We start from the raw sequence: 15,496 nt of genomic DNA on the forward strand, positions 1-15,496 counted from the left end.
ACGTGCAAGATTGCGCACATCTTCGATCTGTCGAGGAGGACCGGCTATCGTGTACGACCCTCTCGCCCAGCGGCGAAGCTCCGAGGGCCCCCAGTTCGACGTCTTCCTGGCAGGCATGGTCTTCCTGGACATCGTCTTCACCGGCCTGCCCGCCATGCCCACCGCCGGCAGCGAGGTGTGGGCCGAGGGAATGGGCTCCTGCCCCGGCGGCATCGCCAACCTCGCCATCGCCACCAGCCGCCTTGGGCTGCGCACCTCGCTGGCCGCCGCGTTCGGCGACGACGACTATGGCGACTTCTGCTGGCGGACCTTGGAGGAGCAGGAGAGCGTCGACCTGTCGAGGTCGCGCCGCTTCGAGCACTGGCACTCGCCCGTCACCGTCTCCATGGCCGTCGACCGCGACCGCAGCATGGTCACCCACGGCCATCCCTCGCCCATGGCGGCCTCGGAGATGATCGGCAAGCCGCCGCGCACCCGCGCCGTCATCGTCACGCTCTCCCCGGACGAGCCGCTCGGCGGTTCCGAGGGCGACTGCAACTGGGCCGACCTCGCCTACCGCGACGGCGCGCTGGTCTTCGCCGACGTCGGCTGGGACCCCTCGGGCGCCTGGTCGCAGGAAGTGCTCGACCAGCTCGCCGTCTGCCACGCCTTCATGCCCAACGCCGTCGAGGCCATGGCCTACACCGGCATGGACACCCCACGCGACGCGCTCTACTCCATCGCCGACCGGGTGCCCGTCGCCGTGGTCACCGACGGCGCCAACGGCGCGATGGCCATCGACTCCACCACCGGGGAGGAGGCGTTCGTGCCCTCGCCGAGGGTGAACGCGCTCGACCCCACCGGCGCCGGCGACGTCTTCGGCGCCGCGTTCGTGCTCGGCACGCTGTGCGAGTGGCCGCTGAGCGACCGGCTGTCGTTCGCCGGGCTCTGCGCGGCGCTGGCGGTCCAGCAGTTCGGCGGGTCGCTGGCCGCGCCGGGCTGGGGCGACATCGCCGACTGGTGGCACGAGGTGCGGGCCTCCGCCGGGCACACCGGCGCCTACGGCGAGTCGCTGGCGCGGCGCTACGCCTTCCTCGACACCCTGGTCCCCGCGGTACCGGTGGGCGCCGTCCGCAGGGCGGCCGCGACCATCGCCCGCTACGCCGATTTGGGGATGGCTCCCCAGCCGCCTGCCCAGAAGGAGTAACCCATGAACGCCTCCACGCGCGCCGCGCTGGCCGCCGGTGCCGTGGCGCTCGCCGCGGCCGCCTGCGCCCCCGGGTCCTCGGCGCCGCCGGCGGCATCGTCGCCGGCCCCGTCGAGCCCGGCCGCGGTCCGCACCGACGCCGCCGCGCTCGGCAAGGTGACCCTGACCGTCTGGGACCAGGAGGTACGCGGCGCGCAGAACGCCCAGATGACCGCGCTCAACACCGCGTTCCAGGCCAAGTACCCCAACATCACGATCAAGCGGGTCTCGCGCTCCTTCGACGACCTCAACACCACGCTGCGCCTGGCCCTGAGCGGCAACGAGCCGCCGGACGTGGTCCAGGCCAACAACGGCCGCCCGCAGATGGGCGCCTTCGTCAAGGCCGGCCAGCTCCGCCCGCTCGACGCCTACGCCGACGCGTACGGCTGGAAGAAGCGCTACCCCCAGTCCGTCCTGCAGTACGTCAGCTACACCCCCGACGGCAAGGACTTCGGACAGGGCAGCGTGTACGGCATGCCCCAGGCCGGCGAGGTCGTCGGCCTCCTCTACAACCGCACCAAGCTGACCAAGCTCGGCATCCAGCCGCCCACGACCTGGGCGGACTTCCAGGTCGCGCTGGAGAAGGCCAAGCAGGCCGGCGAGCAGCCGCTGATGCTCGGCAACCTCGACAAGTGGCCCGCCGTGCACGTCTTCGGCACCGTCCAGGGCCAGTTCGTGCCCAAGGAGCAGATCGCCACGCTCGGCTTCGGCCGCAAGGGCGCCACCTGGTCCACGCCGGAGAACACCCAGGCCGCCCGGCAACTCGTCGACTGGATGGACAAGGGCTACCTCAACAAGGACGTCAACGGCCTCGGCTACGACGCCTCCTGGCAGGCGTTCGGCAAAGGCAAGGGCGTCTTCTACATCGGCGGCAGCTGGCTGATCGGCGAGCTCGGCAAGACCATGGGCAAGGACCTGGGCTTCTCCCTGCCGCCCGGCACGCCCGCGGCCACCGGTGGCACCGGCCTGCCGTTCGCCGTCACCGCCAAGAGCCCCAACCCCGACGCCGCGGCGGCCTACCTCGACTTCATCACCAACGCCGACGCGATGAAGGTGCTCACGCGCAACGGCCTGCTCCCGGTCGCCGACACCGACCAGCAGACGGTGGAGGAGGGCCCGAACAAGGACATGTTCACCGCCTTCGCCGCCATCACCAAGCAGGACGGGCTGCTGCCGTACCTCGACTACGCCACCCCGACCTTCGCCGACACGCTCGGCGCGGCGCTGCAGGACCTGATGGCCAAGAAGGCGACGCCGGAGGAGTTCCTGGCCACGCTGGAGAAGGACTACAAGAAGTTCGTGGACAGCAACGGATGACCCGCCCGCCAGGCGAGCCCCGGCGCGTCGCCTACCTGTTCCTGCTGCCGGCCTTCGCCGTCTACGCGGCCTTCCTGCTCTACCCGATCGGCCGGGCGGTGCAGCTGTCGCTCTACGACTGGGACGGGCTGACGCTCGGCACGTGGGCGGGGCTGGACAACTACGCGGCGATCATCGCCGACGGGGAACTGCGCGACGCCTTCGGGCACGCCCTGGTGCTCATGTTCTTCTACGCCGTGCTGCCGCTGGCGATCGGGCTGATGCTGGCGGCGATACTCAACCACGCCAAGGTGCGCGGGCTGGGGTTCTTCCGGACGGTGGTGTTCCTGCCCCAGGTCGTGGCCATGGTCGTGGTGGCCGTCGCCTGGCGGCAGGTCTACTCCTCCGACGGCTCGCTCAACGCCCTGCTCGAAGCGATCGGCCTCGGCGGCCTGGCGCGCGGCTGGCTGGGCGACTACGCCTTCGCGCTGCCGGCCGTCGGCGTGGTCGGCACCTGGTTCGAGACCGGGCTGGTGACCGTGCTGATGCTGGCCGGGATGAGCAAGATCCCGCTGGAGCTGTACGAGGCCGCGCGGCTGGACGGCGCGGGCGCGGTGCGCGAGTTCTTCGCGGTCACGCTGCCCTCGGTGCGCGGCGAGATCGCGGTCGCGCTCACGCTGACCGTGATCGCCGCGCTGCGCACGTTCGACCTGGTCTACATCACCACCGGGGGCGGGCCGGGCAACTCCACCTCGGTGCCGTCCTACGAGGTCTACCACCGCGCCTTCGAACTCGGCCAGGTCGGCTCGGCGGCGGCGATCGGGGTCACGCTGACCCTCGTCATCTTCGCGATCTCCTTCGCGATCAACCGCTTCGCCGACAGGAGCCTCTCGTGATCTCCCGCGCCGAGCGACTGGGCAACTACGCGATCCTGTCGGTGTTCGCGGTGTTCGCGCTCTTCCCCATCCTCACCATCCTGCAGGCGGCGGCCGGCGGTGGCGTCGAGGGGTTCGCGCAGGCCTGGGAGACCGGGCACTTCCACACCTACCTGCGCACCAGCCTCGGGGTGTCGGCGTTCGTCGTGGTCGTCAGCGTCACCCTGTCGATCATGAGCGGGTACGCCTTCGGCACCATGCGCTTCCGCGGGCAGAACGTCCTGTTCTACCTGTTCCTGCTCGGGATCATGATGCCGAGCGAGGCCATCGCCGTACCCCTCTACTTCGACCTGCGCACGCTCGGGCTGACCGACACGTTCTGGTCGGTGGCACTGCCGCAGGTGGCGCTGTCGGTCGCGTTCGGCACCTTCTGGATGCGGGCCTACTTCCGCTCCTCCAGCCGCGCCATCGTCGAGGCCGCCCGCATCGACGGGGCCTCGGTCTGGCGGACGCTCTGGCAGGTGCTCGTGCCCCCGGCCAGGCCCGCGATCGTCACCCTGATCCTGCTGGTCTTCATGTGGACGTGGAACGAGTTCCTCATCCCGCTGATCATGGTGACCAGCGAGGGGCTGCGCACCGCCCCGCTCGGGCTGGCCTTCTTCCAGGGTCAGTACACCTCCGACTTCGCCCTGCTCGCCGCCGGATCCGTGATCGTCGCGACGCCGGTCGTGATCTTCTACCTGTTCCTCCAGCGCCACTTCATCCGCGGGCTGCTCCAGGGGGCGGTCCGCGAATAGCCCCTCCGGAGGTTCCATGCTGCGCCTGCTGACACCCTTAATCGCCACCCTGCTCGTGCTGACGCCGGCCGTACCCGCTCAGGCGGACTCGGCGGCGGGTGCGGCCGACCTCGACGCGTTGTTCGTCGGCGCCCATCCCGACGACGAGGCCTTCAGCCTGTCCACGCTCGGTCAGTGGAAGGAAGACCACGGCGTGCGCACCGGCGTCGTGACCGTCACCCGCGGCGAGGGCGGCGGCAACGCCGTCGGACCCGAGGAAGGGCCCGCGCTCGGCCTGCTGCGCGAGGGGGAGGAGCGCCGGGCGGTCGCCAAGGCGGGCGTCACCGACGTGTTCAACCTCGACGACGTCGACTTCTACTACACCGTCAGCGCCCCGCTCACCGACCGGATCTGGGGCGGCGACACGCTGGCCAAGGTCGTGCGGATCGTCCGGCAGACCCGGCCGGAAGTGCTGCTCACCATGGACCCCGCCCCGTCGCCCGGCAACCACGGCAACCACCAGCAGGCCGCCAGGCTGGCCGTCGAGGCGTTCTACGCGGCCGCCGATCCCAAGGCCTTCCCCGAGCAACTGCGCGAGGAGGGCCTGCGGCCGTTCGCGCCCGCCCGCCTGCTGCTCGGCGGCGCCCGCGGCATCACGGCGCCGGCCGGACCCGGCTGCTCGGCCGTCACCGACCCGGTGCGCAACGTCTACGGCGTGTGGAGCGGGCGCGCCTCCGCCCAGGGACGCACGTGGGCCGCGATCGAGCGCGACGCCCAGCGCGTCTACGCCTCGCAGGGCTGGGCCGGGTTCCCCGACGTGCCCACGGATCCGGCCAAGCTCGGCTGCGACCTGTTCACGCAGGTCGACGCCCGGGTGCCGTTCCCGGCCCCGGGTGGCCAGGCCGCCGCGGCGCCGACAGCGATCCTCGACGGCGCGCTGGTCAGGGCGCCGGGGACGGTGCCGCTCGGCACCGAGTTCACGCTCACCCCGAGCGCCTTCGACGTGCGGCCGGGCAAGGCGTTCACCGTGCGCGCCGCCGTACGGGGCCGTGCGGCGCTCGGCCGCTCGTCGGTGACGCTGCGCGTGCCCGCCGGATGGCAGGTCAGCGGCTCGGGTGAGCTCGGCAGGGTGGCCGCGGGGCGCGGGGGTTCCGCCGTCTTCACGGTGACGCCGCCGCAGGACGCCGCCACCGGCCGGCGGGTACGGCTGGCCGCCACCCTGGCCACCGAGCGGGGGAGCGGGTACACCGATCGGCAGGTCGAGGTCGGCGCGGCCGTACGCGCGACGCAGCAGTTGCTCCCCCAGGTCGGCCAGTACGAGACGTGGGCAGGCGAGCTCGCCCCGCAACTGCGCGGCCTGGTCACCCCCGTGCTCACGCTGGGCTCCGGCGGCTCCCGGCAGGTCGGCGTCGTCGTCACGAACGTCTCCGGCACCGCGCAGTCGGGCAGCGTGAAGGTGGAGCTGCCGAACGGGTTCACCGCCGACCGCGTGGAGGCCCCCTACAGCGGGCTGGCGCCGGGCGCCTCGGTCACCGTGCCGTTCACCGTCACCAACTCCGACCCCTCGCTGAAGACCTCCAACGAGGGTGGCGACTACGCCTACACGATCACCGCCACCAGCGGGGAAGGCTCCAGCGTGAGCAGGCCCGCGCTGGAGCTCGTCCCGGCGACCGTGATCCCTGCCGCCGCGCCCACCGTGGACGGGGCCGAGGCGGACGGCGAGTACCCCGGGCCCGCCCTCGACATCTCCCGGCTCTGGGAGGGCAGCGCCTGCGCCTCCCCCGCCGACTGCTCGGGCACGGCCAAGCTCGCCTGGCGCGAGGACACCCTCTACGTGCTGGCCCGGATCAAGGACGACGTCGTGGGCACCAAGCTGCCGGCCGCCGACTGCAAGCGGCACTGGCGTACCGACGCGCTGGAGGTGACGCTCGACCCGCGCGGCGTTTCGGAGAACACCTCCACGACGTTCAAGGCGGCGGTGCTGCCGGTGACCGCGGAAGGGCCGCCGTGCGTGCTGCGCGACGCCGACAACCGGCAGGGGCCGGTGGACCTGCCGGTGGCCGCCAAGGCCGGGGACGGCGGCTACACCGTGGAACTGGCCATTCCGCTGGAGCAGGTGCCCGGCGCCGTCGACCCCGCCCGGCTCGGGGTGAACATCCTCTTCTACGACTCCGACACCCAGGACAAGACCGGTCAGACCCGGATCGGCTGGTCCACGTGGGGCGGCGTCCAGGGGGACCCGTACCGGTGGGGCCTGGCCACCATGCCCGGCTACCAGCCGCCGGCCGGCCGTCCCACCACGCCGCCCGACCCGGTGATCCCGGACACCGGACTGTCCAGCCTGGACTCGCCGGAGTCGCTGGAGCAGGCCGTACGGCTGGGCCTGCCGCTCGCGGGCGGGCCGCCCGTCGCGCGCGCGGCCTTCGGACGGGTCGTCTCGGCAGTGGCCCGCGGGGACTCGGTCAAGGTCACGCTGGTCACGGGCGCCGCGGGCAAGGCACACCTGTTCGTGCGCGACGCCAAGGGTACGGCGGGCGCCCACGTGGTCACCGTGTCCAGGAAGGGGAGCACGACGGTCAGCGTGCCCCTCGGCCGGGCGTTGTCCGGCCGGGCCGTGGTGGTCGCGGGCTGGCAGGCCGGGCCCGGAACGCAGGCCTCCCTGGCCCGCCTCACGGGCTGACGCCCTTCCCGGGGAGCTCGCCACCCCCGAGGTAGGCGTTGACGGCGGCATTCGTGACGGTGGCGGTCGGTAGGGCGAGCGCGGGCAGCAGCGCCCCGCGAGCCCGGCGGCCGCCCCGAGCCTGGCCGCCCCACCGAGTCCGCCCACCGGCGCCCGGCCGGCGGGCCGGGGGCATGCGGGAAGAGGTGTGGGTCATCGGGCATGCGCGGCGGCCGCCGATTTCCCGGCGTATCGGCCGGATGACGGAGATCATCTGGCCGGCCCGGAGGGAGCCGGGGCACCTCTGCCGCGGTGGACGGTTGTGGATCGGGAGCGGTGGTGCGGCATGGCGTTTGGTGTGGGGTGGTGGTGAGGTGGGAATCTTGGGCGGTGGAAGGTGGTGTGGTCGGGTCTGGTGGGGCAGTGGCTAACACTGAAACCCTGAAAAACCCGGAACGACCAGAAATATCACCTGATGGTCGGATATATGGTTGGTTGTTCGGCTGACAGCCGGGGGTTTCGGGCCTTGACAGTGTTTATTGGCTTTTGTCATGTCGGCGTTATGGTGCTTATTCGCACGCTGATCGCGACCACCCTCATCGCGACAGCTTTCCACGCCCCGGCCCACGCACAGCCGGCCGACATCGACTTCACCCGTCCGGAAGTAGTGGCGAGCAACCTGCAGATTCCCTGGGGCCTCGCCTTCCTGCCGGACGGGAGCGCGCTGGTCTCAGAACGCAACAGCGCCAGAATCGTCCAGGTACGCCCCGGCGCCGCCCCCGTCGAGGTGGCCCGCGTCCCCGGCGTCTCGGCCTCCGGCGAAGGCGGGTTGCTCGGCATCGCCGTATCCCCGACCTACGCCCAGGACCGCTACGTCTACGCCTACCACACCGCCGCCTCCGACAACCGGATCGTCCGCTTCACCCTGGCCGCCCCCGGTACGCCCACCCTGATCCGCGGCGGCATCCCCAAGTCCGGCATTCACAACGGCGGCCGCATCCACTTCGGCCCCGACGGCATGCTCTACGCCAGCACCGGCGACGCCAACCAGACCGGCAACAGCCAGAACCTCCAGAGCCTCGGCGGCAAGATCCTGCGGATGCGCCCCGACGGCACCGTCCCCCCGGACAACCCGTACGCGGGCTCACTCGTCTACACCCTCGGCCACCGCAACGTGCAGGGCTTCGCCTGGACGGCGGCCGGCCAGATGTACGCCACCGAGTTCGGCCAGAACACCTGGGACGAGGTCAACCAGATCGTCGCCGGCGGCAACTACGGCTGGCCCGTCGTCGAGGGCAACGGCGGCGCGCCCCGCTACCGCGACCCCCTCGTCACCTGGACCACGGCGGAGGCCTCCCCGAGCGGCGCCGCCATCATCGGCGACACCCTGTTCGCCGCCGCGCTGCGCGGCACCCGCCTCTGGCGCGTCCCTCTGCCGGGCGGCACACCCGACAACGTCCTGCGGGGCACGTACGGCAGGCTCCGTCACGCCGCGGTGGCACCCGACGGCCACCTCTGGATCCTGACCGGCAACCGCGACGGCCGCGGCACCCCCGCACCCCAGGACGACCGCGTCGTCCGCTTCCCGCCCGGAGACGGCGGCGGTGGCGAGGCGGTCTACGAGGACGACTTCGAGACGGACAAGGGCTGGACCACCCCGGGCCCGTCCGACACGGCGACCTCCGGACGGTGGGAGCGCGGCGACCCCGAGCCCACCACCTACTCCGGCGCCACCATCCAGCCCGGCAACGCGGCCGGAGGCGCCAACGCCCTGGTCACCGGCCGCACCGCCGGCAGCCAGGCGGGCGCCAACGACGTCGACGGCGGCCTGACCACCATGCGCTCCCCGCAGATCACACTGCCCGCCGCCACCCGGCTGACCCTCACCTTCTCCGCCTACCTGTCCCACCTCAACAACTCCTCCTCCGCCGACTACCTGCGCGTACGCGTGGGCGGCACCACGGTCTACGAGCGCCTGGGCGCGGCATCCCAGGTGGCGGGCGCGTGGCAGCAGGCCAGTGCCGACCTGACCGCCTTCGCCGGCCAGACCGTCCAGCTGGAGGTCCAGGCCGGCGACGCCGCCACCGCCAGCCTCCTGGAGGCCGGCCTGGACAGCGTCCGCATCACCAAGTCCTGACCCCGGGGGGTGCCGCGCCCACCCCACACGGCACCCCACCCCGGTCCGGGAGCCCGGATGTATCACCGGGCCCTCCGGCGCCCTCCGTACAGGTGGCACGTCACTCGCACCCCGGAGGGTCACATGAGCGGCCGGATCACCGACACCGGCGTGGAGCAGTACTACGACGACGAGCTCGTCGTCGACCTGGTGCACCTCGAAGCGGTCACGCACCTGATCGACGCATGGGCGGACATCGAAGGCCCCGCGTGGGTGCGGCGGGACGACGAGGCGGGCAGCGCCCTGCTCGGGCTGGCGTGGATCGAGGTCGTCGCTCTCGCGGCGGTGGCACGGACGTTACGCGGGCGCCGGGACCTGGTGGCGCGGGCGAGGCCGCGGGGCGCGAAGACACCGGTGGAGGATCTGGATCTGCTGCTGTGCGCGCTGCGGGAGGAACGCCCGGAGTTCGTGGTCGGCAAGCACCGGCTGGTGGAGAACGTCGAAGGACTCGCGCCCGCGGGCACCCCGCGCGACGTCGCCGGCGGCGTACGGCTGGCGCCCAGGAGCCCGACCGATCACCCGAGGCTGCGCGTCGGCATCCTGGACACCCCGATCTGGCCGCACGACCAGCTCGCGGGCCGGTTCATGGCGGACTCGACGGCCCTGCTGCCACGGGTGCGCGAGGCGCCCACACCGATGCTGGCGGGGCACGCCACGTTCGTCGCCGGGATCATCGCCGCCCACGCCCCCGACGCGGAGCTGGTCGTGCGGGCCGGACTGGACGAGGACGCCGTCTGCGCCGACTCCTGGGACGTCGCCACCCGCATGGTGAGCTTCGTCGCCGAGGAGGTGGACCTGCTGCAGCTGTCCTTCGCCTGCTTCACCGCCGACGACGAGCCCCCGCTGGTCATCGGGCGCGCGGTGGCCCGCCTCAGGGAGCAGGCCGTGCTGGTCGCCGCGGCGGGCAACCACGGGGCCGAGCCGGGCGGGCGGCGGCACGCGAAGGCGTTCCCCGCCGCCTGCGCGGGCGTGGTGGCGGTGGGGGCGGAGGCGGAGTTCAGCCCGAAGGCGTCGTGGGTGGCCCTGCACGCCCCGGGAGCCGGGGTCACCTCGACCTACCTGGAGGGCAGGGTGGGCCTGCCCAAGGGCGAGGAGGCCTTCTACTCCGGCGCCGCCACCTGGAGCGGAACCTCGTTCGCCGCGGCGGCGGTGAGCGGCGCCATCGCGGGCCTGGCCCACCGGCGCGGATCCAGCGCCAGGGAGGCCAAGGAGTACCTGCTTCACCGCCCGGCGGTACACGACATCCATCCACCAGGCCAGATCCATCCACCAGGCCAGACCTGAGCCGATGAGGGACGACCCGGAGGTCGTGGCCCTGGTCACGCGGGCGAGAAAGGGCGACCAGGCGGCCTGGGACGAGATCGTCGAGCGCTACTCCCCGCTGGTGTGGTCGATGTGCCGCCGCTTTCGCCTGGTGCGGCCCGACTCCGACGACGCGGCGCAGACGGTGTGGCTGCGCCTGATCGAGAACCTGGACGCCCTGCGCGAACCGGCCGCCCTTCCCGGCTGGCTGGCCATGACCGCCCACCGGGAGTGCCTGCGCCGGGCGCGGGAGGTCCAGCGGCGCGGCGGCGTGGAGCGGCCGCTGGACTTCGAGCCGGAGACCGGGCCGGACCTGATCGCCGAGGAACTGGAGAAGGCCGAGCGCGACCTGCTCCTGCGCCGTGCCTTCGCCCAGCTCCCGCCGCGCTGCCGCGACCTGCTCGCGCTGTGCCTCGGCCCGGAGGCGCCGCCGTACACCCTGATCGGTGAGCGGCTCGGCATGCCGGTGGGCGGGATCGGCCCGACTCGCAGCCGGTGCCTGGCCAGGCTCCGCCGCATCCTGGAGGGGAGCGGGCATGCCGCGGAGTTATGACCGCTGGAGCGACGAGCGGCTGCTGGGGGAGCTGGCGCGGGCGCTGCGCGCGGGGGAGCGGGTGCCGCCCGAGACGGTGGCGGCGGGCAGGGCGGTCTTCGCCTGGCGCGCGGCCGACGCCGAGCTCGCCGGAGGTGACCCGGACGGGAGGATCCACCACGTCGCCGGGCTGACGATCGAGCTGGAGATCGCGGCGGACACACTCGTCGTCCGCCTCACGCCCGCCCAGCCCGCCGAGGTGGAGGCGCGCGGCCCGCGCCTGGCGTCCCACCCGGCCACGCCGGTCGAGAAGGGCCGCTTCACGATCCGGCCGCTGCCGCGCTTCCCGTTCTATCTGCTCTGCCGTACGGCGGGCGGCAGGAAGGTCGTCACCGGCTGGATTCTCGGCTGAGCGGGATGTATCACGAGGGGTTCGCCAGCCTCCGTAGGGGTGAACGGAACGTTCCCACGCAGGAAGGCGATCTTCATGATCCCTCTCAAGCACGGCGACTCCGGTCCCGACGTGCGGCAGCTCTACCTGTTCCTCAAGCGCTTCGGCTACTTCCCCAACCCGGGCCTGCGCACCGGCAACGCCTTGTTCCGTCCGGCGGTCGTCTTCGCCCCGGAGGACCTGACGCTGTTCGACGACCGGATGGAACTGGCGCTCTCGGAGTACCAGCGCCAGCACGGCATCGAGCCGACCGGCGCGCTGAACGAGGAAACGCTGACGATGATGCGCACCCCGCGCTGCGGCTTCCCCGACCAGCCGTCGGCGGGCCAGTTCGTCGCACAGGGCAACCGGTGGCCGGCGAACGAGGTCACCTACAGCTTCACCCCGCCCTTCAGCCCGGACGTGTCGGAAGCCGACCAGCGCGCGGCGCTGCGGGCGGCCTTCGACCGGTGGGCGGCGGTCACGAACCTCACCTTCACCGAGGTCGGGAACAACGGCCAGATCCGGATCGCCTGGGCGGCCGGCGACCACGGCGACGGCTTCCCCTTCGACGGCCAGGGCAACGTGCTCGCGCACTGCTTCTACCCGCCGCCCAACGGCGGCGACATCGCCGGGGACTGCCACTTCGACGAGGCCGAGACCTGGTCGGTCAACGTACCGCCGAGCGGGTTCGACCTGTACACGGTGGCGCTGCACGAAATCGGCCACGGGCTGGGCCTGGCCCACTCGGCCGACAGCAACGCGGTCATGTTCCCGTCCTACCAGGGCGTACGCCGCGAGCTCAGCGACGATGACATCCAGGGCATCCGCTCCATCTACGGCGCCCGCCCGCAGTGGTCGTCGCTGCAGGGCGTCGTCTTCGCCACGGCCGCGGGCACGAACGCCGACGGCCGCCTGGAGGTCTTCGTGCGCGGCACCGACAACGCCGTGCACCACAACTGGCAGACGAGTCCCGGCGGCGGATGGAGCGGCTGGTCGAGCCTGGGCGGGGTCCTGCAGGGGCGGATCGCGGTCGGGCGCAACCACGACGGGCGGCTGGAGATCTTCGGCCGGGGTACCGACGGCGGGCTGTACCACAACTGGCAGACGGCCCCGAACAGCGGCTGGTCCGGCTGGCACGGGCTCGGCGGCTGGATCGAGGACCCGGCCGTGGGCAGCAACGCCGACGGCAGGCTGGAGGTCTTCGTGCGCGGCACCGACGGCGCCGTCTACCACAACTGGCAGGTCACCCCCGGCGGCGGCTGGTCCGGCTGGTCCGGGCTCGGTGGCGTCATCCAGGGGCGGATCGCGGTCGGGCGCAACCACGACGGGCGGCTGGAGATCTTCGGCCGGGGTACCGACGGCGGGCTGTACCACAACTGGCAGACGGCCCCGAACAGCGGCTGGTCCGGCTGGCACGGGCTCGGCGGCTGGATCGAGGACCCCGTGGTCGGCGTCAACCCCGACGGCCGGCTGGAGGTGTTCGTCCGGGGCTCCGACTCGGCGCTGCACCACATCTGGCAGGTCACCCCCGGCGGCGGCTGGTCGGCGTGGGCCTCGCTCGGCGGCTGGATCGACGAGCCCTCCGTGGCCCGCAACGGCGACGGCAGGCTTGAGGTGTTCGTCCGCGGCCTGGACAACACCGTCTACCACATCTGGCAGGTCAGCGCCGGTGGCGGCTGGTCCGGCTGGTCCGGGCTCGGCGGCGAGATGCTCGAAGGCCCGATCGCCACCACCAACCACGACGGGCGGCTGGAGGTCTTCATCAAGGGCACCGACTCCGCGCTCTGGCATCGCTGGCAGACCGCGCCCAGCAACGGCTGGTCGTGACCTCAGCGTGGCGCGCCGGTCACCCACGGGGTCCGCACGACGCCCTCCAGCGAGCGGCAGCGGATCCGGAAGGTGCCGGACGGCGCTGAGGGGAAGACGAAGCAGCCGGCCTCGTCGATCGGGGTGGTCTCGGCCTCCCCGGTCGCGAGCTGGCGCTCGGCCGTACCGGGCCGGGGTGGGAGCAACTGCCCGAGGAGCGTCTCGGGTCCCACCTCGGCCTCGATCGTGTCCTTGCCGGCGCGGAAGATCAGTACCCGCTGCCCGCCCCTGGTGACCGCCGCGAGCTCCCGGTCCAGCGCCGAGTCGTAGACCAGCCCGGCCAGCTCGGCCTCGACGTCACGCCACAGGAACGCGCCCTTGGCCGCGCTCACGAACTCCGGCGGCACCTCCTCGGCCGCCCGCGTGGCCTGCCCGAGCGCGGCCAGCAGCCGCTCGTCGTCCGCCCACCACGGTGTCTCCATCGCGCTAGCCTCCCTCCGAGCGGATCAGCGCCGCGACCTCCGGGCGCCGCCGCAGCTCCGCCAGGCAGCGTCCGCGCGTGGGGCCGATCGAGCCCACGGGGATGCCGAGCGTCGCGCTGATCTCCTCGTACGGCGCCGGCGGCAGCCGTACCAGCAAGGACAGCAGAGCCCTGCACCGCTCGCCCAGCTGGCGGAAACCCGCGTAGAGGGCGGTGTTGCGCTCGGCCTCGAGCAGTTCGCGGTCGACCGGCCCGTCGTCGGCGGGCGCGTCGTGGTCGGCCCACGGCTTCAGGTGCGTGCGCTGCCAGGCGGCGGAGGCGCTGCGCCGGCCGCACTCGCGCCGCGTCACCGTGGCCAGCCAGCCCGGCAGCGCCGCCGGCTCGCGCAGCCGGTGGTCCAGCAGCGCCAGCCACACGGTCTGGGCCACGTCGTCGGCCTCGTCCCGGCTGAGGCGGAAGGCCCGGCAGGTCGCCCACACCAGCGGAGCGTAGCGCTCCACGATCTCGTCCCACGCGTCCTTGTCGCCGGCGTGTGCGCGCCGGACGAGGGAAACAACCGCTGGATCATCGCGCATCACGCCATTTTCATACGGCCGGCGCCGCCAGGAAAGCGCATCATGTCGGCCTCCGTCACCGTTGCTCTCACTCCTTACGGAGGCGGACGGCGGCGCCCTGATACGTCAGAGCCGCAGAACGGCCCCGACACCCCGCTCGTGCCGGGTGGCGTCCAGCACCGCCCGCCTGGCGTCCTCGGGGCCGCCGCCGTGCGTGGCCAGGTGGGCGGCGGCGATCCCGGCGACCAGCGGCGCGGAGAAGGAGGTGCCGTCCCAGCGGGCCATGCCGGCGAAGTCCTGCCTGGCGGGGCGCCGGGGCGGCTCGCGGTAGGTGTAGGTGCCGGTGGCGTAGGCGTTGACCAGGCCTTCGCCGAGCGTGTACACGTCCACCCACGGGCCGTGGTTGCTGAACCAGGCGCGGTGGTTCTGGTCGGGGCCGAGCGCGCCGACGGCCAGCGCCCACGGGAAGGCGGCGGGGTAGAAGGGGCGGCTGGTGCCGTCGTTGCCGGCCGCGGCCACGAGCAGCACGCCGGGGAAGAGATCGGGGAACAGGGAGAAGCCGAGCGAGTCCCAGCGGTTGCGGGTGTAGGTGCCCGCGGACAGGTTGACGACCTGCGGGCTCAGGTCTCTGATCAGCCGGATGATCTTGTTGATGATCACGTTCTCCCGCTCCGCCCCCGACTCGGCGAAGTGGTCGGCGACGTACACCTCCGCGTCCGGCGCCGTGCAGCGCGCCACCCCGGCGGCGAAGGTGCCGTGGCCCTGGAACTGCTCGATGTGCGCCAGCCCCGAGGGCAGGATCGGCCCGATCCGCTCGACGTCGCCGCGCACCCCCGCCAGCCAGGGGTGCGGGAGGTCCTCGAGGATACCGGTGTCCACGATCCCGATCAGGACCCGCTGCGCCTGCCCGGCCGGGGCCCGCTGGGGCGGCCACGGCTGCGCGGGCATCCCGCCCGGCACCTCGGGCTCGACCGCGGGGCACAGCCGGGTGATGTGCAGCACGTGGTTGGGCGAGGCCAGCGGCGGCCCGTCCGCGGCACGCGCCGAGCCGTCCCGCTCCTCCAGCAGGTCGAGCGCCTCCGGCACGGTACGCCGGCCGTCCTCCAGATTCTCGATCGACACCAGCATCGTGGTGTTGCCGGGCTGGCGCTCCTCTCCTTCCGGCCGCTGCCGCTCCTCCGGAACGACCTCGGCGCCGGGCAGCAGTTCCCTGACCCGGCCCACGTTCCGGCCCTCGTCGATCACCAGCAGGCGATCGGCCTCGTACACGTAGTCGACCTGCCCGTCGGAAGTCCACGCCACCTCGGCGGTGACCCCCCTTGCCGCCATCCTGCGCTGGATGGCTCGGAACTGCGCCTCGAAGACCGCATCCATAGCCAGT

The 15,496-nt window shown here is 72.7% G+C and carries 13 protein-coding genes and 1 pseudogene; 11 read left to right on the forward strand and 3 right to left on the reverse strand.

Features of this window, described 5'->3' with window-relative positions:
• Positions 1 to 49: 49 nt before the first annotated feature.
• The 11 genes and pseudogenes from ACIBKY_RS30920 (at position 50) to ACIBKY_RS30970 (ending at position 13,101) form a co-directional block, all read left to right on the forward strand.
• Positions 50 to 1,186 (forward strand): PfkB family carbohydrate kinase, encoded by a 1,137-nt coding sequence (locus ACIBKY_RS30920; RefSeq protein WP_397102002.1) that lies wholly within the window; start codon positions 50 to 52, stop codon positions 1,184 to 1,186.
• Between the two features lie 3 nt (positions 1,187 to 1,189).
• Entirely contained in the window at positions 1,190 to 2,542 is a 1,353-nt protein-coding gene (locus ACIBKY_RS30925; protein ID WP_397102004.1) for an extracellular solute-binding protein, read from the forward strand.
• On the forward strand, positions 2,539 to 3,417 hold the full coding sequence (locus tag ACIBKY_RS30930) for a carbohydrate ABC transporter permease (RefSeq protein ID WP_397102006.1): 879 nt from the start codon (positions 2,539 to 2,541) through the stop codon (positions 3,415 to 3,417). Before ACIBKY_RS30925 ends, ACIBKY_RS30930 begins: the two co-directional genes overlap by 4 nt.
• A complete protein-coding gene (locus ACIBKY_RS30935) occupies positions 3,414 to 4,193 on the forward strand; it encodes a carbohydrate ABC transporter permease (protein WP_397102008.1) in 780 nt (259 codons plus the stop codon). The genes ACIBKY_RS30930 and ACIBKY_RS30935 overlap by 4 nt, the downstream gene beginning before the upstream one ends.
• Before the next feature lie 16 nt (positions 4,194 to 4,209).
• Positions 4,210 to 6,852, forward strand: coding sequence for a sugar-binding protein (locus ACIBKY_RS30940; RefSeq protein WP_397102010.1), 2,643 nt, complete (start codon positions 4,210 to 4,212; stop codon positions 6,850 to 6,852).
• Between the two features lie 541 nt (positions 6,853 to 7,393).
• Positions 7,394 to 8,968, forward strand: a complete 1,575-nt coding sequence (locus ACIBKY_RS30945; protein WP_397102012.1) for a PQQ-dependent sugar dehydrogenase — start codon at positions 7,394 to 7,396, stop codon at positions 8,966 to 8,968.
• A 123-nt stretch (positions 8,969 to 9,091) separates the two neighbouring features.
• Complete coding sequence (locus tag ACIBKY_RS30950; protein ID WP_397102014.1) at positions 9,092 to 10,291, forward strand: S8 family serine peptidase; 1,200 nt, start codon at positions 9,092 to 9,094, stop codon at positions 10,289 to 10,291.
• Positions 10,292 to 10,295: 4 nt separating this feature from the next.
• A complete protein-coding gene (locus ACIBKY_RS30955) occupies positions 10,296 to 10,862 on the forward strand; it encodes an RNA polymerase sigma factor (RefSeq protein ID WP_397102015.1) in 567 nt (188 codons plus the stop codon).
• The gene (locus tag ACIBKY_RS30960; RefSeq protein WP_397102017.1) at positions 10,846 to 11,253 is read left to right on the forward strand and encodes a hypothetical protein; all 408 of its coding nucleotides are present in this window, start codon (positions 10,846 to 10,848) and stop codon (positions 11,251 to 11,253) included. The genes ACIBKY_RS30955 and ACIBKY_RS30960 overlap by 17 nt, the downstream gene beginning before the upstream one ends.
• A 75-nt stretch (positions 11,254 to 11,328) precedes the next feature.
• Positions 11,329 to 11,565: pseudogene (locus ACIBKY_RS30965) on the forward strand (peptidoglycan-binding domain-containing protein); the annotation flags it as partial.
• A gap of 9 nt (positions 11,566 to 11,574) precedes the next feature.
• A complete protein-coding gene (locus ACIBKY_RS30970; protein WP_397102170.1) occupies positions 11,575 to 13,101 on the forward strand; it encodes a matrixin family metalloprotease in 1,527 nt (508 codons plus the stop codon).
• 2 nt (positions 13,102 to 13,103) lie between these two features.
• On the opposite strand, the gene ACIBKY_RS30975 is transcribed toward ACIBKY_RS30970, so the two are convergent.
• The 3 genes from ACIBKY_RS30975 to ACIBKY_RS30985 form a co-directional block, all read right to left on the reverse strand.
• Positions 13,104 to 13,562: a hypothetical protein gene (locus ACIBKY_RS30975; RefSeq protein ID WP_397102019.1), complete on the reverse strand. Its 459-nt coding sequence runs from the start codon at positions 13,560 to 13,562 to the stop codon at positions 13,104 to 13,106.
• Positions 13,563 to 13,566: 4 nt separating this feature from the next.
• Complete coding sequence (locus ACIBKY_RS30980) at positions 13,567 to 14,136, reverse strand: RNA polymerase sigma factor (RefSeq protein ID WP_397102021.1); 570 nt, start codon at positions 14,134 to 14,136, stop codon at positions 13,567 to 13,569.
• Positions 14,137 to 14,241: 105 nt separating this feature from the next.
• Positions 14,242 to 15,489 (reverse strand): S8/S53 family peptidase, encoded by a 1,248-nt coding sequence (locus tag ACIBKY_RS30985; protein WP_397102023.1) that lies wholly within the window; start codon positions 15,487 to 15,489, stop codon positions 14,242 to 14,244.
• Between the last annotated feature and the right edge of the window lie 7 nt (positions 15,490 to 15,496).

The organism is Nonomuraea sp. NPDC050394 (assembly GCF_044459065.1).
GTDB lineage: Bacteria > Actinomycetota > Actinomycetes > Streptosporangiales > Streptosporangiaceae > Nonomuraea.